The 25,426-nt window shown below is 53.9% G+C and carries 18 protein-coding genes; 6 read left to right on the forward strand and 12 right to left on the reverse strand.

Annotated elements, in window-relative coordinates:
• Positions 1 to 2: 2 nt before the first annotated feature.
• Positions 3 to 893 carry a manganese catalase family protein gene (locus A3EQ_RS0100860; protein WP_020153298.1) on the forward strand — a complete coding sequence of 297 codons (891 nt, stop codon included), beginning with the start codon at positions 3 to 5 and terminating at the stop codon, positions 891 to 893.
• 530 nt (positions 894 to 1,423) lie between these two features.
• Here the strand turns inward: A3EQ_RS0100860 and A3EQ_RS23185 are convergent.
• The 4 genes from A3EQ_RS23185 to A3EQ_RS0100890 all read right to left on the reverse strand — a co-directional run bounded on the left by A3EQ_RS23185 (position 1,424) and on the right by A3EQ_RS0100890 (position 5,821).
• A complete protein-coding gene (locus A3EQ_RS23185) occupies positions 1,424 to 3,610 on the reverse strand; it encodes an ABC transporter permease (RefSeq protein ID WP_407637021.1) in 2,187 nt (728 codons plus the stop codon).
• Between the two features lie 159 nt (positions 3,611 to 3,769).
• A complete protein-coding gene (locus A3EQ_RS0100880; RefSeq protein WP_020153300.1) occupies positions 3,770 to 4,414 on the reverse strand; it encodes an ABC-2 transporter permease in 645 nt (214 codons plus the stop codon).
• Positions 4,411 to 5,265, reverse strand: a complete 855-nt coding sequence (locus A3EQ_RS0100885) for an ABC transporter ATP-binding protein (protein WP_026499629.1) — start codon at positions 5,263 to 5,265, stop codon at positions 4,411 to 4,413. Before A3EQ_RS0100885 ends, A3EQ_RS0100880 begins: the two co-directional genes overlap by 4 nt.
• A 175-nt stretch (positions 5,266 to 5,440) precedes the next feature.
• Positions 5,441 to 5,821, reverse strand: a complete 381-nt coding sequence (locus A3EQ_RS0100890; RefSeq protein ID WP_020153302.1) for a GntR family transcriptional regulator — start codon at positions 5,819 to 5,821, stop codon at positions 5,441 to 5,443.
• Positions 5,822 to 6,098: 277 nt separating this feature from the next.
• Between A3EQ_RS0100890 and asnB the strand changes: the two genes are divergently transcribed.
• The gene (gene asnB / locus A3EQ_RS0100895; protein WP_026499630.1) at positions 6,099 to 7,943 is read left to right on the forward strand and encodes an asparagine synthase (glutamine-hydrolyzing); all 1,845 of its coding nucleotides are present in this window, start codon (positions 6,099 to 6,101) and stop codon (positions 7,941 to 7,943) included.
• A 312-nt stretch (positions 7,944 to 8,255) separates the two neighbouring features.
• Here the strand turns inward: asnB and A3EQ_RS0100900 are convergent, their stop codons facing one another.
• From A3EQ_RS0100900 to A3EQ_RS0100955, 8 genes are all read right to left on the reverse strand, one after another.
• Positions 8,256 to 8,600 (reverse strand): DUF6176 family protein, encoded by a 345-nt coding sequence (locus A3EQ_RS0100900; RefSeq protein WP_020153305.1) that lies wholly within the window; start codon positions 8,598 to 8,600, stop codon positions 8,256 to 8,258.
• 159 nt (positions 8,601 to 8,759) lie between these two features.
• The gene (locus A3EQ_RS0100910) at positions 8,760 to 10,058 is read right to left on the reverse strand and encodes an MFS transporter (protein WP_040369012.1); all 1,299 of its coding nucleotides are present in this window, start codon (positions 10,056 to 10,058) and stop codon (positions 8,760 to 8,762) included.
• 730 nt (positions 10,059 to 10,788) lie between these two features.
• A complete protein-coding gene (locus A3EQ_RS0100925; RefSeq protein ID WP_020153310.1) occupies positions 10,789 to 12,408 on the reverse strand; it encodes a bifunctional metallophosphatase/5'-nucleotidase in 1,620 nt (539 codons plus the stop codon).
• Between the two features lie 125 nt (positions 12,409 to 12,533).
• Positions 12,534 to 13,331, reverse strand: coding sequence for a phosphonate ABC transporter, permease protein PhnE (phnE, locus tag A3EQ_RS0100930; RefSeq protein ID WP_020153311.1), 798 nt, complete (start codon positions 13,329 to 13,331; stop codon positions 12,534 to 12,536).
• On the reverse strand, positions 13,331 to 14,149 hold the full coding sequence (phnE, locus tag A3EQ_RS0100935) for a phosphonate ABC transporter, permease protein PhnE (protein ID WP_020153312.1): 819 nt from the start codon (positions 14,147 to 14,149) through the stop codon (positions 13,331 to 13,333). Before phnE (A3EQ_RS0100935) ends, phnE (A3EQ_RS0100930) begins: the two co-directional genes overlap by 1 nt.
• Positions 14,149 to 14,919 carry a phosphonate ABC transporter ATP-binding protein gene (gene phnC / locus A3EQ_RS0100940; protein ID WP_026499631.1) on the reverse strand — a complete coding sequence of 257 codons (771 nt, stop codon included), beginning with the start codon at positions 14,917 to 14,919 and terminating at the stop codon, positions 14,149 to 14,151. Before phnC ends, phnE (A3EQ_RS0100935) begins: the two co-directional genes overlap by 1 nt.
• A 198-nt stretch (positions 14,920 to 15,117) precedes the next feature.
• Entirely contained in the window at positions 15,118 to 16,038 is a 921-nt protein-coding gene (phnD, locus tag A3EQ_RS0100945) for a phosphate/phosphite/phosphonate ABC transporter substrate-binding protein (protein ID WP_020153314.1), read from the reverse strand.
• A 482-nt stretch (positions 16,039 to 16,520) separates the two neighbouring features.
• Positions 16,521 to 17,498, reverse strand: a complete 978-nt coding sequence (locus A3EQ_RS0100955; protein ID WP_026499632.1) for an HD domain-containing protein — start codon at positions 17,496 to 17,498, stop codon at positions 16,521 to 16,523.
• A 685-nt stretch (positions 17,499 to 18,183) separates the two neighbouring features.
• Here A3EQ_RS0100955 and A3EQ_RS0100970 point away from each other — a divergent pair.
• The 4 genes from A3EQ_RS0100970 (at position 18,184) to A3EQ_RS20440 (ending at position 24,716) form a co-directional block, all read left to right on the forward strand.
• Entirely contained in the window at positions 18,184 to 19,476 is a 1,293-nt protein-coding gene (locus A3EQ_RS0100970) for an NCS2 family permease (RefSeq protein ID WP_020153319.1), read from the forward strand.
• Between the two features lie 568 nt (positions 19,477 to 20,044).
• A complete protein-coding gene (locus A3EQ_RS0100980) occupies positions 20,045 to 20,290 on the forward strand; it encodes a hypothetical protein (RefSeq protein ID WP_026499633.1) in 246 nt (81 codons plus the stop codon).
• Between the two features lie 308 nt (positions 20,291 to 20,598).
• On the forward strand, positions 20,599 to 23,256 hold the full coding sequence (locus tag A3EQ_RS0100995) for a calcium-translocating P-type ATPase, PMCA-type (RefSeq protein WP_020153324.1): 2,658 nt from the start codon (positions 20,599 to 20,601) through the stop codon (positions 23,254 to 23,256).
• A 194-nt stretch (positions 23,257 to 23,450) separates the two neighbouring features.
• Entirely contained in the window at positions 23,451 to 24,716 is a 1,266-nt protein-coding gene (locus A3EQ_RS20440; RefSeq protein WP_020153326.1) for a serpin family protein, read from the forward strand.
• Positions 24,717 to 25,426: the final 710 nt, after the last annotated feature.

The following is a 25,426-nucleotide window of genomic DNA, read 5'->3' on the forward strand; positions in this document are numbered from 1 at the left end:
CGATGATGCATCGGATTAACAAATTGCTGATCGAGCTGCCCGTTCCGGAACACGGGGATATGAATGCCGCGGCGGCCGTCCAGGATCTGCTCGGCGGAAAATACGGGGAGATGTCGACATTAAACAATTACATGTTCCAATCCTTTAATTTTCGGGGCAAAAAAAAATTCAGGCCTTTCTATGATTTGATTGCCAGCATTACGGCGGAAGAGTTCGGCCATGTGGAACTCGTCTCCTATACGATCAATCTGCTGTCCCGGGGAAACACGTTCCCCGGCGACCCGGATGTCACCCCGCTGCAAAACGGAAAGGACGCCAGGTATGCCTTGCATTTCGTTTCCACCGCCCAAACCGCCTATCCCGGGGATTCGATGGGGAGGCCGTGGAACGGCGAATTCGTGACCAATACGGGAAATTTGGCGGCGGACCTGCTCCATAACTTTTTGTTGGAAATCGGGGCGAGAACCCATAAAATGCGGGTGTATGAAATGACCGACAATCCGGTTGCCCGGGAGCTGACCGGTTATTTGTTGGTCCGGGGCGGCACCCATATCATCGCCTACGCGAAGGCCTTGGAAGTGTTGACCGGAGTGGATGTGGGGAAGATGCTCCCGATCCCGAGCCTTGACAATAACAAATTTGACTACGCCAGAAAATTCATGGAACGGGGACTGTACAATGTGCTTTACACCTGGGGGGAAGACGATTACCGGGACATCGCCAAGATCTGGAAAGGAAGAAACCCGGAAACCGGCGAAGAGTTGCGGGTCATCCACGGAACGCCGGAAGGCGCGCCGATCCCCGAGCTGGATGAACTTCCCGAACAGTTTGCCCCCGGCATCGACCGGGAGGATTATCAAAGAATATTAAAAAGGCTGATGGAAAACCTTTGAGAACAGCCCCGCATTAACGCCCGATGCGGGGATTCTTGAACGCCCGGCCCAGCGGCTTCGCATCGCCCGGGGGATGGGGTCTCCCGGCTTGGACTGGATTGGGAAAAAATGTCCAAGAGCGGCACAACGGGAGACGGCATCCTTTTCCGGCCCGATGTCATTGCGGAGGGGCCTTCCTAGGCGGCTCCAAGCCGGCCTGCGCAAAGAAAGAAGATCGGCGGGTTGGGACCCGGTGCTGTAAATGTGCTGAATCCGCCGGCCTGCGCAAAGGAAGATGAACGCCCCGGCCGGGACGACATAACCCCCGCCTTCCGTGCCTGCCGGTCTGCCCGCGGATGAAGGGAAAGTTCCCCGCCTTTCCAGGAGGGGATATTGTTATGGAAGCGAAACGGAATTGCCGGATCCGGCGGCACGAACCGTTTCCGGGCGGACATCCGCAAGCGGGCTTTGAAGCGCTCCGATTTTTTCCAAAGAAAAAAAGGGGATGGAACCCCCTTCTTTCCGGTTCCGGGGCAAAATCCTCGGGAGGACTATGCCCGGATCCACTTCCAAATCTCCTTCGGCGTCGCGTTTTTCCCGTAGAGGAGGATGCCGATTTTAAAGATCTTTCCGGCGAGCTTCATGAACAGCCAAACGCTCGCGGCGAGGACGGCCAGGGACAGGACGATCTCCATCCAGCGCCATTCGTCCAAAAGAACCAGGCGCAGCAGCAGAATCACCGGCGAGGTAAAGGGGACATAGGTTAACACCTGCGCCAAGGTTCCGGACGGATCCGCGGAAACCGGCCCGATAAAGAACAGGGGGATAAACGGAAGCATGATCACCAGCCCCTGGAAGTTTCCGGCGGTGGAAATATCCGACATCGTCGCCCCGATCCCGACAAAGAGGGCGGCAAAGAGCAAATAGCCGAGAACGGCGATCAAAAGGAACAGCAGCAATTCGGGCACAAACAAGTATCGGAAGAGGGGAAAATCCGTTTTCCACAGGACAAAGGGAATGCCGAAGGCGATGAATACGGCGACCTGGATCAGTCCCAATACGAAATAGCCGACGATTTTCCCCTGCATCAATTCGTTCGGGGTGACGGAAGAAAGGAGGATCTCCGCGATTTTGTCCTTCTTTTCCTGGGAGGCGCTCTGGAAGATCATCATCCCCGAAAAGATGATGCAAAGCAGGATGACCCCCGCAAAAATCCCGGGAACCGCTTTTTTCATGGCGGCTGCTTCGCCGCCGTCCTTATTCCTTTCCGGGCTTTGCGCCCCTTCATCCGCCCGCACGGGCTGGACGGAAATCGGCTTTGTGACAACGGCCAGCTGTTCTTCCGTCAGGCCGAGCCTTTGCAGCTGCAAAAATTTGACCGGTTCTGTCAGCATCTGGATCTGGCTGATGGCTGCGTCGGGAAAATCGTCGCCTGTATAGAGGGGCAGAACCCCTTCCGAAAAGGCGCGCTCATCCGCGAACAGAAAAGCCGCTTTCTCCCTTTTCGCCAGTTCCTTGCCGACGTCCGCTTCCTTCACGTCCGTCCGGAACAATCGCAAGGGGAGATGATACCGGTCCGCCGTTTCTTCCAAGCTTTCAAAAACCCCCAGTCCATCGTTGACGTAGATTTTCATCGCCTGCTTTTCGTCCTCGGCCCCGCCGCCGGACAAGCTTCCCAAGATCCCGAAGACCACCATCAGCGCCGGGGTCAGAAACAGGCTGATAACGAAGGTTTTGTTTTTTAAATTCCGTTTGATTTCCCATCTGGCCACTTTCATCGTATTAAGCATCAATTTCACCCGCTTCCTGCAGTTTTTCCTTTTCCTCCGCCAAAAGCATCCTTCTGTCCGTCGCCACATCCAAGAAGATTTCATGCAAGGAAATCCGGTCCATCGCCAGTTCCCGGATGTCCAGATCCTCCGGCAAATTTTCAGCCAGCGGGCCGGGTTCACGGATTTCGTCAAGTACAAAACCGAAACGTCTTCCTTTTGCTCCACCCGCTGCACGTCGGGGATCCGTTCGAGCCGGGACGCGTCGTTGTTTCCCCGGATCGTGCATTTGAAATTGGCGTATTCGGTCTTTACTTCATCCAAGGTGCCGTAAATGACCTTTTGCCCCCGTTGGATCATGAAAAGCCGGTCGCAGATTTCTTCCACCAGGTTCATTTGATGGGAAGACAAGAGGATCGCCGTCCCCTGCTTCGCCAAATTCCGGATCTCTTCCTTAAAAAGTTCCTGGCTGACCGGATCGAGCCCCGAAAAGGGTTCGTCCAGGATCAGCAGTTCCGGTTCATGCAAGATGGCAGAAATGAACTGCACTTTTTGGGCCATGCCCTTGGACAGCTCTTCCATTTTCATCTGTTCCTTACCTTCCAGATCGAATTTTTTCAAATAGGCAAGGGCCCGCTCCTTTGCCTTTTTTACCGGATAATCTTTCAAATCGGCCAGATACAGCAAAATATCCATGACTTTGACGTTTTTATACAATCCCCTTTCCTCCGGCAAATACCCGATTTTATGCCGGGGAATGCCCCTTCCTTCGTAGCCGTGGAAGGTGATCTTTCCCGCGTCCGGGTACATGATCCCCATAATGTTCCGGATCGTGGTCGACTTGCCCGCTCCGTTCGGCCCCAAAATCGCCATGATTTCTCCCTTGCGGACTTCGAAGGAAATATGATGAAGGACTTTTCTGTCTTTAAACGATTTTTCCAGCCCTTCGACGGTCAATAAGACTTCCATCGCCAGTTCTCCTCTCCAATGGGTAATTTCTAAAACCGTAAAAATCGCGGACGTTCCCGAATAGGCTACCGGTGCGGACGGCGCCCGAGGCGGAGCGGAAGTCGTCCCCGTCTCCCGGCGCGGCAAAAAGATGCCCCTTTTCCGTTTTCCCGTCCGCCCCTACTTTAAATCTTTCTTCATAAAGATCCTTTGCGAAAGGAACAGCGAGAGCAAATACGAAGCCAAGGCCGCCGGCGCCGCGATGAGAAACGGGTGGTCCGAAAATGATGCGAAAATTCGTCCGGCCCCATGGAACAGCCATGGGACGTCCCCTTTCACCAACAGCTTCAGGGCGAGGAAAAAGGCGCCCGGCAGCAGAATAAAGAGCAAAACTTGCACCACGAGAGCGAGAATATAGGAAAATCGGAAGTAAATCGGAAACGAAAGGGCATAGATGACCAATGACACACAGACAAAAATGAAGGCGGTGCGGCCGGAAACCGGCGGATATTCGAAATAAGGAAGAAAACGATGGGCCAGTTGGTCAATCAGAACCAAATAGGCCAAAGTCAGGAAAGCAAAGAGGGCGGCAAACAAGTATCTCGCCCGGATAATTTCCCGCCTGCTGACCGGAAGGCTGACCAAAAACTGGTTGATCCCCGCTTGCTGGTCACAATAAAACATACCGATCAGCAAACCGATCTGCAGCCCCACAAAGGAAGCCGCGGGGGAAATATTCATCACATACAGATACGGAATCAGAAATAGAATCATAAGCAAATAGTTCCTATTAATGAATAAATCCTTTTTCAACAAAGCGGTCATCGGCCATTTTCCTTTCTCGTCATGAAATACAGGATGTCCTCCAGCGACGCCGGTTCGACGAGAAAATCTTCCAATCCGGCAAGGAAGGACGGATCGCCCGCGTAAAGCCCGGTGAACCCGCCGGACGTCTGTTTCCAGCCGGCGAACAGATTTTTCAGATCGCTATCCAGCTGCTCGGCCGATCCTTTCACAAGGAAAAATTGTTCCCGGATCTCTTCCATGCTTTTTTGGAATTCCAGTTTCCCCCGGTTCATGAAAATGATGTAGTCGGCGATTTGATCGAGATCTTGCGTAATATGTGTGGAAAAGAATACGGTTTGCCGTTCATTCACCATCAATTCCTGCAGCTCTTCCAAAAGTTCGCGGCGAAAAACCGGGTCGAGCCCCGATGTCGGTTCATCCATGATGATCAATTCGGGCCGGTGGGACAGGGCGAACAACAGGGAAGTTTTCATTTTCATGCCCTGGGAAAATTTTTTTATCTTTTTCCCTTCGGGCAGCTCAAATTTATGCAAATATTTTTGGTACAGCTCCTCCTCCCAGTCTGGATACAGCGGGGCGATCATCGCCTTCGCCTTTTTGATGTTGAACTCTTCGTACAAAAACAGCGTGTCGTAGACGAAACCGATCTTTTGTTTCAGCTTCACGTCGTCATTCGGCCTGCCGAAGATCCGGATTTCCCCTTTGTCCGGCTTCATCACGCCCATGATCATCCGGATGACGGTGCTTTTTCCCGAACCGTTGGGGCCGATGAACCCCGTTATGTAACCTTGCGGCACGGTAAAATTTAAATTTTCGATGCGAAACCCTTTCCACTGTTTCGTTACATTTTCCACCTTGATCCCATCCATTCCCATGATCCCCTTCCCAGATGAAAGCGTGAATCGATCGATCTTTCTCTCCCGTCCCGGACGGCTTCCATCCCGCCGCAGCATTTGCCGCGCCCTTTCGTGCCGGTTCGGGTTAACGGCGCGTTCCGGCGGCCGGTCCGGCCGGCAAAGGTCCGTTCCCGTTTTCCATTTCCGGCTAACGGCCCCCTTCCTTGTAGTAAATTCGGACCATGTCCACCAATTCTTGTTCGGAAAGCCCGATCCGTTTTCCTTCGCTAACGAGGTTCTCCAGTTGATTCTCCAGCTCCCGTATCCGCCACTCCCGCAGGACATGGGTCTGTTGCCCCGCGACGAAGGTGCCTCTTCCTACCGTCGAAACGAGAAACCCCTCCTGTTCCAATTCTTCGTAAGCCCGTTTGGTCGTAATGACACTGACCCTCAGTTCTTTGGCCAGCTCACGCATCGAAGGTAGGGGGTCGCCTTCTTTCAATATTCCTTTCATGATCTGTTCCTTGATCTGCTCTTTGATCTGCAAATACAGCGGTGTTTTGCTCGTTTGGGAAAGAAGGATGTTCATGGCCGCACCCCCTTCGATTGTAAATATTGTATATATTATCTATACACAATATATATATTATTAACAATGTTGTCAACCTCCTCCTCGTCCCGTCCTCCGCCAAAAGGATTGGGAAGAAACCGGGCGAGGTGTCACCCGCCCGTGCCTTCGCCCATACCATATACTGTACTGTTCGGGAAAACGGAAACGGGAACCTTGCGCCCGGATGCGGCGCCACTCTATGATGCGCTGCCGCAGTAAATAAATGGGGAAATTCTTTGCGAAGGAGATGGTTTCTTTGTGCGGGATCGCAGGCTGGTTCGATTTGAGGGACGATTTGTCCGGGAAAAAAGTGGTCATCGGAGACATGTGCGAAACACTGGCCAACCGGGGGCCGGATGAAGAAGGGTTTTGGCTGAATTCCCATGTCGCTTTCGGTCATAAGCGTCTCGCCGTCATCGATCCCGAGGGCGGGCAGCAGCCGATGGTCCGCCGATACGGGGACAATGCCTACGTCATTACTTACAACGGAGAATTGTACAATACGCAGGAATTGAGAAAGGAATTGGAAAATTTGGGGCATCGGTTTACCACGGACTCCGACACGGAAGTTTTACTCGTCAGCTTCGTCCAATGGGGGCCGAAGTGCGTCGAATATTTGAACGGGATTTTTGCCTTCGGCATTTGGGACGGGAAAGAAAAGCAATTGTTTTTGGCCAGGGACCGTTTCGGCGTCAAACCCCTTTTCTACGCTTTGCGGGGCGGAGGAATCATCTTCGCTTCGGAATTAAAAGCGATCCTGGCCCATCCGGCGGTGAAGGCGGAGATCGACCGGGACGGCTTGAGCGAGGTCTTTTCATTGGGCCCATCCCGCACCCCCGGCTCCGGGGTATTCAAGGACGTCTTTGAAGTCAAGCCCGCCCACTGTCTCCTCTTCAACGGGGACGGCTGCAAAACGTGGAGGTACTGGCAGCTGACCAGTGAAATGCACACGGATTCCTTGGCGGAAACCGTGGAAAAAGTCCGCTTTCTTGTCACGGATTCCATCAAGCGGCAGCTGGTTTCCGACGTGCCGGTCTGCACCTTTTTGTCCGGCGGGCTCGATTCGAGCACCATCACCGCCTTGGCGGCCAGGCATTTTCACGAGACGGGAAAGGGAAGGCTGCACACGTATTCCATCGATTATGCGGACAACGATAAATTTTTCCGGGCGAACCTGTTCCAGCCCGATTCGGACAATGAGTGGATCCGCCTCGTCTCCGAAACCTTCGGGACCGAGCATCACCGGATTACCGTCGGGACGACCGCCCTCGCCGAAGCCTTGGAGGACGCCCTCATCGCCCGCGATCTGCCGGGCATGGCCGACATCGATTCGTCCCTTCTCCTGTTTTGCCGGGAGGTGAAAAAAAGGGCGACCGTCGCCCTGTCCGGGGAATGCGCCGACGAAATCTTCGGCGGCTATCCCTGGTTCCACCGGCCGGAATTGGCCGATGACGATTCCTTCCCATGGATCCGTTCGAAGCGGCTGCGGGCGAGGATCCTTTCCCGGGAAACGAAGGCGTTGATCGACCCGGAGGCTTATATCAAAAGGCGCCTCGGCGAAACGCTGAAGGAAGTGCCCCGCCTCGCGGGGGAAGGACCGGATGAAGCGAAAAGAAGGGAATTGTTTTATCTCAACATGATGTGGTTTATGGCGACCCTCCTTGACCGGAAAGACCGGATGAGCATGGCGGCGGGTTTGGAAGTCCGGGTCCCCTTCTGCGACCACCGCCTCGTCCAATATGTGTGGAATATTCCTTGGGAAATGAAGATGCTCGGCGGGAGGGAAAAGGGGATCTTGAGGAAGGCGATGGAAGGCGTCCTGCCCGGGGAAGTGCTGCAGCGGAAAAAGAGCCCCTTCCCGAAAACCTTCCATCCGGAATATGAGCGCATCGTCGGGCGGCGGCTGGAAGAAATCCTCCATGACCCCGCATCTCCCATTTTGGATTTCATCGATAAGGAGGAAGTGTTAAAACTGATCCGGGAACAGCCGGAGGACGACAGCCCTTGGTTCGGGCAGCTGATGGCCAAAGCCCAGCTGCTGGCCTACCTGATCCAGGTAAACCTTTGGCTGGAAAAATACAAGATCGCATTTTCCGGTTGATGCAGCCCGCTCCATTTCCGCATAAAAAACCGAAGGCCGGAAAGCCGTTTCGGCGGCGGCCGATCCGGCCTTCCCAAAAACTTCCTTCGGGTTCCCGAGATTTTCATCCCCGGCGACCGATCCGGCCTTCCCGATGACCTCCTCCGGGCTCCCGCGTTCGCCGGCGTCCGGAAACAAAAAGGGCGGAAGGAAAGGAATGGCAACCATCTGCAACCATCCTTTCCTTCCGCCCCGACCTCGGCAATCGGCGGAAGCGGCCGCATGCCGGCCGCGGGCGGCCCCGCCCCTTCCGTTTGGTTTATCCGGCCGCTTTCACTTCATGGCCTTGCGGACATGATCCGGGATCATGACCACCTCGGTCGTGATGGATGGCGAAGGATAATCCTCATCGATGCACTCGTACCAAAAAGCCAAATGCTTTTTGTCAATTTCGTGCTCCGATTCTTCCACATCGATTCCCCCTTCGCCTTGTACGGAAAACCAATAGAGGTATTCCCCCGTCTCATCTTTTTCGCGAAAGATCGCCTCCACATACATCTTTTCATCTTTCAGGGTGAGAAGCACCTTATCCATGTTCTGGTTGAGCAATTCCATCCATTCATCGACCCGGTGGGATTTCCCTTCTTTCACACGAAATTTGCTCAATTCAACCTTCATGGCAACCCTCCGGTGGAAAATATTCTGAATTCGCCGATCACGGCCGGATCCGTTCCGTCGGGCAAAATTGCCCCGATGAAAAATATTTCCGGATCCCCCGCTGCCGGAATTGGCCGCAGCAGGCCGCAAACGGCCATCCTTCAAAAGACGCCCCGCTTTTTATAAAACCTTGTTATTCTCCCTCAGGTCAAAATCCCGTTCCCCGGACAATCCGGGATAAATTTTCCGCATCTTTGCCGGGCCGAGCATGAAGAGGGTGACCGCAAGCAGACAGAGGGAGGAAGGAATGATCGTCCAAACCGATCCCACATAGTCCATCAACAGGCCGTAAATCATCATGGAAAAGGGAATCAGGGCCTGGGCCATCGTTTCCACGACCCCGAAAATCCTTCCCCGGTAGGCCTCATCGACGGACTTCTGCAGCATGACCAGGACCGGCGTATTGATGGTCGTGATCGCGATGCCGTACAGGATGGCCAAAAGAAGATAATAGGCCATCAACGCGAAACCATCCATCGAAACGAACAAGGGCGCCGTACACAGGGAGATGATGGCGGAATAACTGATCAATCCCCGCCGGGCGACCAGCAGCGGATACTGGAATTCCTTTCTCACGGTAAAATAAAGGGAACCCAGCAGCATGCCGACGGAAAAGGTGCCTTCGATGATCCCGTACTGTTCCGGCGTCATTTTCAGCTGCCGGATGAGAATAAAAGGGAACCCGACGAGAATGGCGGGCGTGAAAAAATTGACGACGAGCGCCGTCCAAACGACGAGCCAGGCGGAGGCGTGGTTTTTTAGGTAGCGCAATCCGGAAACGACGCCCTTCCACATGCCTTCGGAATGTTTTTCCTCCCCTTGGCCTTTCGAAAACAGGCGAAAATCCATCGTGCTCTCCAAAAGGACGGCGACCGTATAGGAGATGGCATGGATCAGCAGGAAAACATTCATGGAGACGGCTCCGTATAACATCCCCGCGATTACCGGCCCGCCGACGGAAGAAAGGGAAACCACCGCCTGGTTCAGGGCCGTCGCCCTCTGCACCCTTCCTTCGTCGACCAAATTCAAAATCGATGAAGTGAACGCCAGGCCGTTAAAAGTGATGAAAACGGAAAGGGCGGCGGTCGTCAAATAAATCCCCCACAGGGACAACCCCTGATACAGGCAGAAGAGCAGAAGCCCGGAAACGCTCAAGGCCGCCAAAAGCTGGGAGACGATGACGATCATCTTTTTCGAATAACGGTCGACGATATATCCGGCAAAGGGGGACAATAACGCCCTCGGAACCGTGCCGCAAATCATGTTGAGGGCGAAATTCGCCGCCGATCCGGTCAAGTTCAATACATAAAGGCTGATCCCGAAGGTATATATGCTGTTTCCCGTCAAAGAAATCAATTTGCTGACGGTAAACGTCCACAGGTGATAGGCCGCCTTCCTTAATTGATACCCTTCATTCATTCCCATCCCCCCGAATCTTTCGCATTCCGAATCCAATGAAAGGGACACCTGTGCCCGCGTGTGCCCTCCGCTCGGGTTTCTCGCGGAAAAAACGAACTTCTTTGGGAAATGTTTTTCCCTCCGGTTCCGGGTCATGTGCCTCCCCGGACGGAAGGAGCGCGGAAAACCGCTTGGAAAGGAAACTTGGAAAGGATTGTCCGGCACCGCCGGCCGAAAGCACGGACGGCCGCCAAAAATAAAACGCGACCGGCGTTTCCGGCCCGGCCGCCGGCTGAAGCACGCGGGAAAAACCGACCGGAATGGAACCCTGTCCATCCGCCTCCGGTGCCGCTAAACCGGACGGGAAAAACGTCTCCGGCTGTCCGGACGGTCAGCGCCGGAAAGAGGGTTCCGTCCGTATCCGGGCTCCGTTTCTGTTTCACATGCCTTAATTAAAATTTCACGTACCTTAATTAACCCTTCGATAAAGGCTCTCCCTTTTCCTGTTTTTTTACGAAAATCCCTTCTTTCCGTTTCACGGAAAAAATCGGGAAATATCGACATCCGCCGACAACCTTGCGGTCCGATCCCATGAAAAGGGAAAAAGCGGCGGAAAATTCCGCCGCCGCCCGTTCCCGGGAAAATCTTCCGGACGAAGCGCATCCGCCTGCAAACGGGGGAATCCTTGCTTCCTTCCGCGTTTCGGGCAAGTCTTTTCCAAATCGTTTTTTCGGAGAAGAGATGATACGGGTCATATCCGGTTTTCCGGATGCAGCCCTTCCCCATCCCCTGCCCGGATTTCCCAATTATGGTTGCAGACGGCCTTTACGGTTTTCTTTTCCAAAAAATAATTGGCCAAAAGTTCCGTCATATCCGTCTGGATCTCCCTGACCACTTCCCGGTTTTTAAACATGGTGTATTCCCCGCCGCCGCTGGCGCGGTAATTGTTGATGACGACGAGCAATTCCTGGTCGTCTTCCACCTTCTGATTCTTATAGGTGAGACGGACCACCCTTTCCCCGACCGGTTTCGAAACATCGATGACATATTCGATGCCTTCCCACATGTCGTAATTGTAATGCTGGGGCTTCGGATGGCTGAACGCGGGATTTATGGCCAGTTCCCCCTTCTCGTTCAGACAGAAATAGGACGCCGACCGTTCCAAAGCGGCTTTCAAATCTTTCCCGGTGATTTTCACCACGACCAAGGTGTTCGGATAAACATAGCTTGATACGATGTCCCGCATCGTCACTTCATGCCGGAAACCCTTCACTTCATCATGAAACAGGGCCGTTCCGGAAATATCCGCACCGCTCGCCTCCATTTGCACCCGGTTGATCAGTTCGATAAAGGGATGTTCCTTTACCCGCGCTTCAAAGGGATCTTTGATCGTCATGTCCCCTTCGATCCGGCCGATCGGACGGTCGAGCCATTTTTGGGTGGCTTCCTCATATTTTTCGCACAGCCGGATCACTTCCCGGTCTTCCGGCACATTTTCCAATGGAAGGATTTCCGAGCGTTTTCCGATGATTGTCCACCGGCCCTCCGCCTTCTTCAGGCGGATCGTTGCCTTTCCCAAATATTGGCCGTTGCATCCCGGCTGGAGGACGACGACCCCGTTGATCGTTTTCCCCCAAATCTTCCGGTGCTGATGGCCGGTTAGCAGGCAATCGATCCCCTCCACCTCCATGCAAAGCCGGTACGCCACATTTTCCCCCGTCTCCGCTTCATCCGGCGCCCCGGTATCCGGATCCCTTTCGAAGCCGCCGTGATAGGAAAGGACGAGGACATCGGGTTTTTCTTCGGCGCGGATTTTTTTCACCCATCTTTTTGCGCTTTCCACCGTATCCTCGAATCGGAGGGACCGGATATGTTCCGGTTTTTCCCAATTGGGTATGTAATGGGTCGTTAAGCCCAGTACCGCGACTTTCAGGCCGCCCTCGAAAAGCTTTATGATATAGGGTTTCCCGAAATAGGGCTCCCCCGTCCCCTTATCCAGGAGGTTGGCGGAAAGCCAGGGAAAATCGGATTGTCCCACCGCCCGTTCCAAAACTTCCATCCCGTAATTAAATTCATGATTGCCGACGACCGCCGCGTCATACCGCAAATGATTCATCACTTTGACCACCGGGTTCATTTCGCCGGACATGAACTTGACATAATGGTAGGTGAGGGGAGTGCCTTGGATGTTGTCGCCGTTGTCGATCAGCAGCACGTTTTTTTCCTTGCGGCGGATCTCCTTCACGAGGGTCGCGATCTTCGCCATGCCGAGCCCGGCGTAGGCGTTCGTTCCGTAATTGACGGGAAAAATATGCCCGTGGACATCGCTCGTCTCCAATACGATTAAGGTCGTTTCCGTTTCACGCTCCATCGTTTCCGCTCCTTTCCCAATCTGAAGGGATGGAGAAAGGGCGCCGCCCTTTAGGCGCCCTTCCTTAAACAATCCGTTCAGGGATATACAGTCATTCCGCTTCCATATGTACCGGCATCTCACCCTCAAACAATCCGTTTCCGGATATAACCCGAGAGCAAATCGATGACGGTCACAACGAGGATGATGACGAAGAGGATCATGCCCATGTCGTTCCAATTCCGGTTCGCCGAGGCGAAGTAAATCAACGTCCCGATGCCACCCGCTCCCACATAACCGAGGACGGAGGAAGCGCGGACATCGATTTCGAAACGGTAAATGGCATAAGAAAGGAATTCCGGAATGATTTGCGGAAGGATTCCGTGAAACAGGATCTGAATTTTGTTCGCCCCGTTCGCTTCCATCGCCTCGACCACCTTCATGTCGATGGATTCGAGCACTTCCGAATACAGCTTCCCGAGCATGCCGATGGAACCGACGGCAATGGCCAATACCCCGGCGAACGGCTTCGCTCCCACCGCCACGACGAACAATATGGCCAAAATCAGATCGGGAAAAGCGCGGATCGCGCTCAAAATCCACTTGCCCGCCACCGTCAAAACCCGGTTCCTCGTCATGTTCCGGGCGGAAAGAAAGCCCAGCGGGACGGCAAGGACGGCGGCGGAAAGGGAACCGATGAAGGCGATAAACAGGGTTTCCATCATTTTGTCCATCACTTGGGGGAAGGTTTCCCAATTCGGGTCGAACAGCCTGGGGATGACCCGGTGAAAGTTATTGGCCATCCTTTCCCCCGCTTTGGCAAAATCGATTTCAATGCCGGTGAAGGTCCAGATGTAAATGGCGATGACAGCCAGGGCGATCAGCCAATTTCTGGCCCGCTTCGCAAAGGGCCGCTTCTTTTTAGGCGGTAACTGGAGCGCCATTACACGATCGCCTCCCTGATCTTCGTGCTGATGAACTCGATAATGACCACGGCGGCAAAGATGACGATGATGATCGCCATCGCCTGCGGATAGTTATAAAACTTGATCTGCTGGTCAAGCAAAAGCCCGATGCCGCCGGCCCCGACCAAACCAAGCACGACCGAAGCGCGGATATTGATTTCCAGCACATATAAAACAAAGGAGAAAAACTGCGGCAGCACCTGGGGGACTAGCCCGAAGCAAATCGTCTGCAAGGAATTGGCTCCGGAGGCCCGCATCGCTTCGATCGGCTTCATATCCACCGCTTCGATGGTTTCGCTGATCAATTTGGCCAGGATGCCTAAGGAAAAGATGATCAACGCCAAGATCCCCGACAATGCCCCGATCCCGAAAAGGCCGACAAAAATGACCGCCAACACGATATCCGGGATCGTCCGCAAGATGTTCAGGAAGGTGCGGACCGTAAAATAAACCCACCGGTTGGGCATGATATTCCGCGCGGCCAGCAGGCTGAGCGGGACGCAAAGCAGGGCGGCGAAGGTGGTGGCGATGACCGCCATCTGGATCGTTTCCGCAAGCCGTTTGATCACGGCGTCCATAATGTCAAAATCGGGCGGGAAAAATTTCACAAAAACCTGCACCATATTGGGAATCCCCGTGGCCAAAGAGGAAAAGGTGACTTCCGTCCGTTGCGAACTGTAGATCAAAAGGCCGACCATCACGACGAAGAGGACGGTAATCCTCGTTTTCGTTTTCATCGGATAGACAGGGGGCGCGTAAACTTGGCCGGAAACGGGTTGATCCTGCTTCTTCACCACTATTCAGCACCTCCGCGGAAATCTTCCTCGCGAATCGGACGCCCGTAGATGTCCTCAAAGGTCTTCTCCGTCACCTGCGACACCGGCCCGTCAAACACGATTTCCCCTTCCCGCATGCCGATGATCCGCTCCGCGTATTCCATCGCCATATCGATGAAGTGGAGGTTGACGATCGTCGTGATTTTATCCTCCTGATTGATCTTTTTCAAATATTTCATCACCTGATGGGAGGTGGGCGGATCGAGGGAAGCGACCGGTTCGTCGGCCAGTATGTATTTCGGCCGCTGGGTCAATACCCGGGCGATGCTGACGCGCTGCTGCTGGCCGCCGCTCAATTCATCCGCCCGGCTGTACAGTTTGTCCTCGATGTTGACCCGTTTTAGGCTTTCATAGGCTAAAGCGAGATCTTCCTTTTTAAACAGGTTGAAAATCGACCGGAGCGTGCCGGTGTGCCCCAATCTCCCCGCCAATACGTTCTTCAGGACACTGGACCGTTTGACCAGATTGTAATCCTGGAAAATCATCCCGACTTTCGTGCGGAGACTGCGCAATTCCTTTCCTTTGTAGTTGAGGATGTTTTCCCCGTCGACGAACAGCTCTCCCGACGTCGGGGTCACCAGCCGGTTGATGCTGCGGATGAAGGTCGATTTTCCGGCACCGGATAAGCCGACGATGACGACAAATTCCCCGTCATTGATCGTGACGTTGATGTTTTTCAGGCCCTGCGTGCCGTTCGGATACACGAGAGAGACGTTTTTAAACTCGATCACAGAAATTCCACCCCTGGTTTTCGATTTCATCCGTATGAACCGTGAAAGCGGATTGGGCAAAAAATGCGCCGCATCTTGCTTCAGGTGCACCGTGGAAACGGATCGGGCGAAAAATGCGCCGCATCTTCCCATCCGTTGCAGTTTTAAAAAAAGAGGGAATCGCTTCCCTCTTTTCAGTCGGAAAAACCTTCCCGTTTTTTATTCCAAAGAAATATCTTCCTTGAATTTTTCATAGGTTTCCTTGACGACTTGATATTCATCATCCGATGCTTCCGCGATGGCGTCCCAGTTGTAAACCTCGTTCATGATTTTGATCATTTCCTTATCGTCGTTGAAGGACAGGAAAATTTCCTTGATTTTTTGCACCAGTTCATCGTCCAATTCTTTCGTTACGGAGATCGTGTCATTGGGGATCGGATCGGTATAGCCGATGACCTTCAGTTTTTCCATGACATCCGGATATTCGTCCTTCAGCTCCGTCCGCACATCTTCAAAGGTCGTCGCCACGTCCGCATCGCCTTCGTAAACGGCGATGGCCGCGTTGTCATGCCCGCCGGCAACCAAGTAATCTTTAAAAAATTTCGTTTGCAATTCTTCCTTGGATTTGAGATTAAATTTTTCCATCAGCTGGGAGGCCGGGAACAAAAAGCCCGAAGTGGAGGTCGGATCGGCGTAGGCCCAAACCTTCCCCTTCAAATCTTCCAGCGAGTCGATGCCGGAATCGGCCCGAACCACGTATTGCGCCCGGTAAGTTCCCGATCCGTAGCGGATCGACTTCAACAGCACTTCCACGCCGTACTGTTCATGGGCGATCACGTAGCCGAAGGCCGGGATGAAGCCGATTTGCACCTGATTGGCTCCCATGGCTTCGATTAAGGCATTGTAGCTGGTCATCGTGACGGCGCTGACCTTCATGTCCAATTCTTCGCTCAAACGGTCGGCCAAGGGCTTCACCGTTTCAGCGATTTTGTCGGAATCTTGGGAAGGGACGAACCCCATGACCAATTCTTTCGGTTTATTTTTCTCTTTTCCGCCTTTTCCTTCGTCCGAGTCGGATCCGCAGGCCGAAAGGCCAAACACCAAGGCGAAGACGGCAATCAGGCTGAAAAACTTTTTCATCCTCAATTTCCCCCCTAATTTTTTTCCACGGTTTTATTATGACCGAAAGCTCGCCATATTTCTACATCACTCTTAAAATTTTAATCTTTCGTCTCCCCCCTTTTTCCGTTCAGGCGTCCCTTCAACCGTCCCCGGAAGGCGCGGAAACTGTCAAAAAAGCGCCCTGCCGTTCTGACGGCAAGGCGCTCCTTTCGTTTTCAGGGAAAAGGGGCGCATCATGCCCTTTCCCGTTTTTCCTCTATCATTTACCTTGCCAGCCTCGCGGGACTGTTTTAAAGGTATGCCTTTCTTATTAGCCATTATGGCAGTTATTCCCCGGCCTGTCAATCGGATCTTGAAGGAGCCGGCCGGCAAAAGGCGGGGCTTGCCGCCAAAAAAGGAAGGTCTCGGCCCGACCATTCATGCGGGGTGCCGGCCCATTTTTCACTTGGGATGCCATGCGGCGTTGCAACATGACCGATCGGCGGAGCAAAACGGCCCAATCAATTTGAAACGATTTTGACATACACCCCCGCTTCCGCTTTTTTCCGCGCCTCTTCGGTCAGCCGCCTTACACGCTCCGATATTCGGGACGCCCGTACCGGCCCGTTTTCATAAAGGACGGCCGGGTCAATCCATCGCGCTTTGGCCTTCCAATGAAAATCATAATCGGATTTGTCTTCTTTAACTTTTACGTTCCGGTGGATTTGCTCCAGAAGCCGCATGATCTCCTTATCCCCCGATGCGCGCAGCAAGTCCAGCACTTCCTCATCGGTTCCGAGCAAGTCATTTCGGCCGATCAGCCGTTTCTCCAAAGCCAATTTTAACGTTTTGGCCAAAAGATGATAGCCGTACACATTCAAGGGATGCAGGAAAAATTCGATAACCTCTTTGTAATAGATGCCGGCAAACCATTCGGCGGCCGCAAGATCCTGAAGGACGATTTTCCCGTCGATGACGGCCAGCCGGTTCAAAAAATGATGCACTTCTTCGATCGTGATGTTTCCGTGTTGATACATGTCCCGCAGCGTATAATCGATCCGGTCGGCGCACAGCTCGGGGGCCGGCCGCTCCAGCAATTTCCAACGGGCGCCGCCGGAAAGCAGGCTTTGCGCATCATAGCCATATTTTCCCAGGATGGCAGGGATTTCAGAATCCGCGATGATTCGCTGAAAGATCTTTTCATGGTAATCTTCCTTTTCATTGTCAAAAACGAAATCAACCACGTGGGAGAATGCGGTATGGGATACATCGTGAAGCAGGCCCGCGATTTGTTCCTCCAAGGAGCCGCCGAGTTTCCGGATGAGGAGCATGACCCCGACGGAATGTTCGTATCTCGTGACATTCCATTTCCCATTGACCAAATAACTTGCCCCGCCTTGGCGGATGCCTTTCAATCTTTGAACGGGCCCGCTGAAAACAAGCGCTTCAAGAATCCCTTCGATGACAAATTCCCCGTAAATTTTATCCTTGATTCTCATTTCCTCGCCCCCAGATCGGATCGGAAAAAAACGAATGCAAATGTCGGGACCGGGTTTTCCCGCCTCCGGCCCTTGGGATGCCGGTTTGTTGAATCGGGACAACCGCGTTTTACCGCCTTCGATGGATTTGATAAGCCCTTCGTTCGGCATATTCCGCGCACGCCCGGCAAATCTTTACCGTTTTTCCCCGGGGATCGATGGATTTGCGGAGAGGGGAAATCTTTCGTTTGCAGATCGCGCATCTTCTCCCGAAAAAATCGAACAGTCCCATAGTCCACCTCCCCGGCCGCATTTTCCCCTGCGGAAGCCTCCTTCCCGGGAGTCTGCCGCCTGGAAAAAATTCTCCTGCCTCCATTTTAAGGTCCCGGATGCAAAACCGGAAATCCTTTTTGAACAAATTGACCGTTTCTGTTCCATTTGATATGATGAAAACCGGATTTACGGATGGACTTTGCGCCTTTCCACAGCCTGCGGCAAAGGATGGGAGCCGCCCCGCCATGCCGGCGGAAACGCCGGGCGAAAAGGAGGCTTTCGGCAGCCTTGCCGCTTTCCGTCAGAAAGGCTGCTTCAAAGGTTGAGGCGCGCTTTTTTTTATGGATAAATAACAAGGAAACAAATAAGGAATTCTAAAAAGGGCAGGGAACAAACCGTCGCAAAAAGTCGCTGCCCGGATGGAGGAACAACCATGCGCCGTTTTTTCGCCTTTCAGGAAAGAAACACATCCTATAAACAGGAAACGATCGCGGGCATCACCACCTTCCTTTCCATGGCCTATATCCTGATCGTGAACCCTGCGATCCTCAGCCAGGCGGGAATGGACAAAGGGGCCGTCTTTACGGCGACCGCCCTGACCGCCATCATCGGCACGCTGATCATCGGCCTTTTCGCCAATTATCCGGTCGTCATCGCGCCGAGCATGGGGCTGAATTCCTTTTTCACCTTCACCGTCTGCCAGGCGATGGGCATCCCCTGGGAAATCGCCTTGACCGGGGTATTTGTCTCCGGGGTCCTGTTTTTGCTCCTCAGTTTATTGAAGATCCGGGAAATGATCATCAACATGATCCCGCAGGATCTGAAGCATGCCATCGCTGCCGGGATCGGCTTTTTCATCGCCTTCATCGGGTTGAAAAACGCGGGGATCATCACGGCCAACGGGGGAACGATCATCGGCCTGGGCGATCTGGCGACCCCGGAAGCGCTGTTGGCCCTTTTCGGCTTCGGGGTCACTTATTTGCTGTTCGTCCGCGGCGTAAACGGAGGAATCTTTTTGGGCATGGGGATCGCGACGATCGCCGGCATCGCGACGGGCGTCATCGAAAAACCGGCCTCCTTCATCGGATCCATCCCGAGCCTGAAGCCGACTTTCGGTGTCGTCTTCAGCCATCTTCATGAGCTTTGGACCCCGGAAATTTTCGCCGTCATTTTTACTTTTTTGTTCGTAGCCTTCTTCGATACCGCCGGCGCCCTGATCGCCGTCGCCAGCCAGGCGGGGCTCGTCAAAGACAACAAAATCCCGAACGCGGGACGGGCGCTCGTGTCCGATTCGGCGGCGACGATCATCGGCTCGATTCTCGGGACTTCGACGACGGCGACGATGATCGAATCCAACGCCGGGATCGCCGCCGGCGGAAGGACCGGCTTTACTTCCCTCATCACCGCCGCACTGATTTTTCTGTCGATGTTTTTCTCGCCGGTTTTGAGCGCGATCACCGGGGAAATCACCGCCGCGGCGCTGATGATCGTCGGCGCGCTGATGGCGATGGAGGTCAAGAAAATCAACTGGAAGAATCCGGAAATCGTCATTCCCTGCTTCATGACCATCCTCATGATGCCCTTGTCTTCCAGCGTGGCCACGGGGATTGCCGCCGGCTTCATCCTGTACCCGATCGGGATGATCGTTGCGGGAAAAGGAAGGGACGTGCATCCGGTCATGTATATCCTCTTTCTCGCCTTCCTCGCCTATTTTCTTTACATGTAGGAGCTTTCGGGGGCCGTGCAGAAGGTTCGGCCGGCCGGCATCAGGCCGGCTTTTTCCCGCCGGATGAACCGTCTTTGGACAGAGGAGGAGGGCAAGGGGCGTTTCTTTTTATGGGCGCCGGACGCGGTCCTTCTATGGGTTCGTAAAACCGGGTTGAGACCGCCGGCCTTGCGGATGACGCGAGCGCTGATTTTCCCCTCCCCCGTCGGCATGGGGACGGCCTTCGGCGATCCCCTGTTCAGCCTTTTCCTAATTGAAAAGAATCGGACTTCCGGATCGGGCGATCCGGGGGACCGCTTTTCAGCGCCAACATCCGCATCGCAAGCGAAGACCTTCGCCGTCCACCTTCCTCCGAAAGCGGCAGGCTGTTCGTCCGGAAACGGCCTCAAGCCTTGGCAACGGCTGTGGAGACGAGATGAAGATCCCTCCCTCCTTCTGCATCCTTCCAAGAGAACCTCACCCGCCATTTCCCTATCTTTGAAAACGGGTTCTCTCCTTATCGCTTTTGTCCATACCCCGCCTCTTCCCTTACATACGATATTGAAAAAGGGAAAAGGGGTTGGATTTTTTGTCTTCCGAGTACATGTATCATCATTGCATCAGGCACGTCGGCAAGCCGGTCGCCATCCGGACGCGGGACGGATTTCTGCACAGGGGAATCATCACCCATGTCAACCGTTCCCATGCGTTTTTGCGGCCATTCCCGAATCGGGGGAATTACGGTTATCACTTGTTCTGGGGATTCGGCTTGGGATTGGGCATCGGCATCGCTCTCGGTGCGATCGTATCGTTGTCCCTCATTCGGTTTTGGTGATCGCACCCCGCCCGGTCAAATTCGGCCATTTGATCAATGCGTCCGCCGGCCCATGTTTAACGGTCCTTCCGGGGACAATCACACATTTCCGTCAAAAGACGGAAATGTTTTTTTATCCCGGAAAAAACCGTTTTCCCGGCCTTTTGGCCCCCCTCTTCCCGGCCATCAGAATCGACATTTTAAAGGCGATTTGGATTTGGCCGCATTTTACGAATATAATGAAGGTATAATTTAGGAAAAAGGGGCTTCTTCCCGAAAAAGCAGTTGGAACGTTTTCGGCAATAACATTAAGGAAAGAAGTGATCTCGTTGGAAAAGTGGCATGCGCTTTCTGCCGAAGAAACGGTTGAAAAATTAAAAACCGATCCGGAAAAAGGACTGTCGGAACGGGAAGCGGAGGAGCGTTTGAAAACCTATGGGGAAAACCGCTTCGCCGAACAAAAAAAGCCGACCATTTGGAAGATGCTGTGGGAACAAATGAACAGCCTCCTCATCTACATCCTGATCGCGGCGGCAGCCATTTCCGCCGTTGTCGGCGAAATCAGCGATGCGGTCATCATCCTCCTCGTCATCCTGTTAAACGCCGTCATCGGGGTCGTCCAGGAGTCCAAGGCGGAAAAGGCGCTCGAGGAATTGAAAAAGATGGCCTCCCCGAAGGCCGTCGTCCGCCGGGACGGGATCGTGCGGGAAATCCCCTCCGAGGAAATCGTTCCCGGAGACATCGTCCTTATCGATGCGGGACGCTTCATTCCCGCCGATCTGCGCCTCATCGAAACGGCCAACTTGCAAATCGAGGAATCGGCCTTGACGGGGGAATCGGTGGCCGTGGAAAAGGATGCGGCTTGGCGTTCCGACGATGAAGTTCCGCTGGGGGACCAAAAAAACATGGCCTTCATGTCCACCCTTTCCGTTTACGGCCGGGGCACGGGCGTCGCCGTCCGCACCGGGATGAACACGGAAATCGGCAAAATCGCGAAAATGCTCGGAGCGGAGAAAAAGGAAGAAACGCCCCTGCAAAAAAAGCTGGATCACTTGGGAAAGGTGCTCGGCATCGGAGCCATCGCCATCTGTTTGATCATGTTTTTCATCGGCTTTTTCCAAGGACGTCCGCCGCTGGAAATGTTCCTGATCGCCGTCAGCCTGGCCGTCGCCGCCATTCCGGAAGGTCTGGTCGCCATCGTCACCATCGTTTTGGCCATCGGCGTGCAAAAGATGATCAAACACCACGCCATCGTCCGCAAACTGCCCGCCGTGGAAACGCTCGGTTCGGTCAGCGTTATCTGTTCGGATAAAACCGGGACGCTGACGCAAAACAAGATGACGGTGACGAAGGTCTTTACCGGGGAAAAATACATATCCGCCGAAGAACTCGATCCGGAAACGGACGGGCAGTTTTTGAAAGCGGCGATGCTGTGCAACGACGCGCAAGTCAGCGAAAAGGAAAGCTCCGGCGACCCGACGGAAATCGCCCTCGTCCGGCTCGGCTTGAAACATGGCCTGAAAAAAGAAGCATTGGAGAAGGAATATCCGCGCGTCTTCGAAATCCCCTTCGATTCCGGGCGGAAAATGATGACGACGATGCATGAGCGGGAAGGCGGCTATATTTCCTTCACCAAAGGGGCGCTGGAAAGCGTTCTGCCGAGAATCACCCGCATCGAAAAGGGCGGCAAAACCGCCGCCATCACCGAAGAAGACAAGGAAAAAATATTGGCCGTCGCCGATCAAATGTCCGATGAGGCGCTCCGCGTGCTGGCCGTCGCCAAAAAGACGGTGAACGGCATGGAGGAGGCCGACGGTTCGCTGGAAGAAGATCTGACATTCCTCGGCCTGGCGGGGATGATCGATCCGCCCCGGGAAGAAGTCAAACCGTCCATCGAACAGTGTAAAAAGGCGGGCATACGGACGGTCATGATCACCGGCGACCACCGGAAGACGGCGTTGGCCATCGCCAGGCAACTAGGCATCGCCCAAGACGAGGAAGAGACGATGACGGGCCAGGAACTGGACGCCGCGAGCGATACGGAACTGAGGGAAAAGGTGAAATCGGTCCGCGTCTTTGCCCGGGTGTCGCCGGAACATAAGGTCCGGATCGTATCGGCGCTGAAAGAAAACGGCTTTATCACCTCGATGACCGGCGACGGGGTCAACGACGCCCCTTCCCTGAAGCAGGCGGACGTGGGCGTCGCCATGGGCATCACCGGCACCGACGTCGCCAAAGGGGCCTCGGATATCATCCTGACCGATGACAATTTTGCCACCATCGTCCGGGCGGTGGAACAGGGACGAAACATTTACAACAATATTAAAAAGTCCATCCTGTTCCTGCTCTCGTGCAATCTCGGGGAAATCACCGCCCTCTTTTTCGGCATTTTGCTCGGGCTCCCCGCCCCGCTGACGGCCGTGCAGATCCTCTGGGTGAACCTGATCACCGATACCCTGCCCGCCGTCGCCCTAGGCATGGACCCGGATGATCCGGATGTCATGAAAGAAAAGCCGCGGGATCCGAAGGAAAGCATTTTCGCCAAAGGGAACGGGGCGTATGCCTTGCTGAACGGGATGCTGATCGGCTTTATCACCCTGTTCGCCTTCCTGGAAGGGCTGCGCTATTATTCCGGGGCGGATTCCCTATTCGCCGTCGATTTTGCCCGCCTTTCCGCGGACACCGTCACCCACGCCCAAACGATGGCGTTCATTACCTTGAGTTTTGCCCAGCTGTTCCATTCCTTCAATTTGCGGAGCAGGAAAAAATCGATATGGAAAGTCGGGCTGTTTTCGAACCGCTATTTGCTGGGGGCGTTCTTGATCGGGGCCGCCATCCAATGCCTTTTGGTCTACACTCCCTTTTTCAACCGGGTCTTCGGCATCCACGTTTTATCCGGTGCGGATTGGCTCTTCATTCTCGGCATGTCCGTGTTGCCGGTCGTCTTCAACGAATTGGTGAAAGCGGGAAAGCGGATTTTTTCCTGAAGGGAAACGGATCGGGCTTGGCAAATATGGCCAAGCCCTTTTTTGAAATCCGCGGACGCCTTTTCGGCACCCTCTCCTTTTCCCCATTCCCGTGAAGGAAAAAACGCAAAGGAAATCCTCTTTGCGGAACCTTTTCCCTTCCCTTTCCGTCTAATTGCAAACGGATGGGAAAACGAAGAAAAGCGGGTGGGAAAATGAAAAAACTGCTTCTCCTTTTCATGGCCTTCGTTTTGGCGGGATGCGGGGAAACCGGTTCCGTCACAGAAAGGGATCTCGAAGAGGACGTCCAAAATTTGCCCGGTGATAACGGGAACGCTCAAAAACCGGCCGATCGTAACGGGGCCGTTCAAAAACTGGCCGCCGCCGTCAACGGGTTCGCCTTCGATCTTTATCCCCTTTTGCACGAATCCGCGGAAGGAAAAAATCTGTTTTTCTCGCCGGCGAGCATCCATCTGGCGCTGGCCATGACCTATAACGGGGCCGCCGACGGAACAAAGGAGGAAATGGCCGCCGTCCTGCATGCGGACGGGATGGAGACCGGGGAATTGAACGGGTCGTACGCCTCCTTCCTGAACATGGCGGAAGCCAAAAAGGGGAAAAACGAACTCAAGCTGGCCAACTCGCTTTGGCTGAAGAAAGGATATCCTTTTTTGGAAATCTACAAAAAGACCGTCCGGGAAAATTACGGGGCATCTCTGCACGAGGCGGATTTTGCCGATCCGCAAACCGGGGAAGCGATCAACCGTTGGGTGGAAGAAAACACGAAGGGAAAAATCAAAAATATGGTGAACCGCATCCCGCCCGGCACCGTCGCCTATTTGTTGAACGCCGTTTATTTCAACGGGAAATGGGCGTTTCCCTTCAACAAAGAACAGAATTTTGAAGACGATTTTTACGCCGGAGGAAAAAATCCGGTCACCGTCGAATACATGACCAACGAGCGGGAATATCCTTACTTTGAGAACGGGCAATTCCAGGCCGTCGAACTGCCGTACGCGGGGAAGGAATTTTCCCTGGCGGTCATCCTGCCGAAGGAGGGGGAATCCTTGGAAGAAATCGTCGGGCAGTTGACGCCGGAGGAATGGGAGAGATGGAGCCAATCCTTCACCCCCAGGCGGGGAACCGTCACTTTGCCGAAATTCCAAATGGAATACGAAACCTCGTTGAATGAACCCCTTCAGCGCTTAGGGATGGAATCGGCCTTCAGCGGGCTGGCGGATTTTTCAAACATGGTGGAAAACGGCGGGGTTTCCATCGATGAAGTCAGGCACAAAAGCTACGTCCGGGTGGACGAAAAAGGGACGGAAGCCGCCGCAGCCACCTCCGTGGCGATCGTAGAATCGGCCGCAGGCGACAGTTTTCACTTCAAAGCCGACCGCCCGTTCCTCTTTCTGATCCGGGAAAACCGTTCGGGCATGATCCTGTTTATCGGGGAACTGACGGAGCCCGGGGCAAAATGAGCGGTTGTCCCTAGAGGGTTCCAGGATTCGAACCGGCAGAATCAGGGGCAAAATGTGGGACGGGCCCCCCTCCGGGAACCGGGGAAACCGGCGCCTGCCCTGATCCCCGGATCGCCGCCGGGGAAACGAAGGGAAGCATCCGTCGTCGTTGACCGTCAAAGGTGGGCTTCGAAATTCCCAAGAATCCATGAATGTTTTTCTGCCCATTCCGCGCGAGATACGCGGAAGAGATCCCCGCAGATTTGCCCTGTGCCATTTGAGCGCGACCGAAACCCTATTTTTCAGTGAAAATGCCGACGGGGCGGAAGGATTCACTTGCTCTGATTTTGAATGCGCCAACCGGGAGCGTGTGCGAGATGCCGATGCAAAAAAAATGCCCTTACTGTAACCGCCAATAGCCGTCAAACGACTATTTTTGAAACATCGTATTTACAAGATTACTTGTCCGAATTGTGAAAAAAGTTAAAATCAACTTTCGCATCAAGATTTATTTTTCCATCGTTTTTATCATCCCCTTTGCCATCCTTTTGGTCATGAGCCGGGATCGGATGATAAAAATGTTTCTTCTGTCCGTATGGGTCATCATCAGTTTTTTTTATCCTTGAACCTTTGTTGCTTCAATACAAATGAACGCCGGGTCCTTTGACGGACCTGTTTTTTCTGCATTCGTTTTTCCGCCGTCCGACTCCGATCATTCATCCGCCTTCCGC

Source organism: Caldibacillus debilis DSM 16016, assembly GCF_000383875.1.
Classification (GTDB): domain Bacteria; phylum Bacillota; class Bacilli; order Bacillales; family Caldibacillaceae; genus Caldibacillus; species Caldibacillus debilis.